Origin of the sequence: Saccharomonospora iraqiensis subsp. paurometabolica YIM 90007 (genome assembly GCF_000231035.2) — a bacterium.
GTDB lineage: Bacteria > Actinomycetota > Actinomycetes > Mycobacteriales > Pseudonocardiaceae > Saccharomonospora > Saccharomonospora paurometabolica.
Genome location: NZ_KI912254.1, coordinates 58769 through 59130, shown reverse-complemented (window position 1 = coordinate 59130; position 362 = coordinate 58769). Strand labels below are relative to the sequence as shown.

Genomic DNA, 362 nt, shown 5'->3' with positions numbered 1-362 from the left:
GCCCCGGCGGCGGCGCTGTCGGCGTCCCGCTCGGCGGGCCGGGCCGTCGCCGACGGGGACACGTGGGTGTGCGCGGTGCTGGCCGGCACGGAACTGCTGGGCAGTATCGCCCTCACCGGGCGCCCGGAACTGGGGGACGCCGACCGTCGGCTGTTCGAACGGTCGGGCGTGGTCACGGCGCTGCTGTTGCTGCTGCGCCGGTCGGCGGCCGAGGCCGAGGACCGGGTGCGGGGCGAACTGGTGGCCGATCTGCTCACCGCACCCGACCGCGACCCGGCGACCCTGCTGGACCGCGGACGCAGGCTCGGCGTCGACCTCGCGCGCCCGCACGCCGTGCTCACCCTGCACGCGGAGGACGTGTC

1 pseudogene is annotated in these 362 nt (G+C 77.3%); it reads left to right on the top strand.

Annotated features, from left to right (window positions below):
* Positions 1–362 (top strand): annotated as a pseudogene (locus SACPADRAFT_RS28620) (diguanylate phosphodiesterase); the annotation flags it as partial.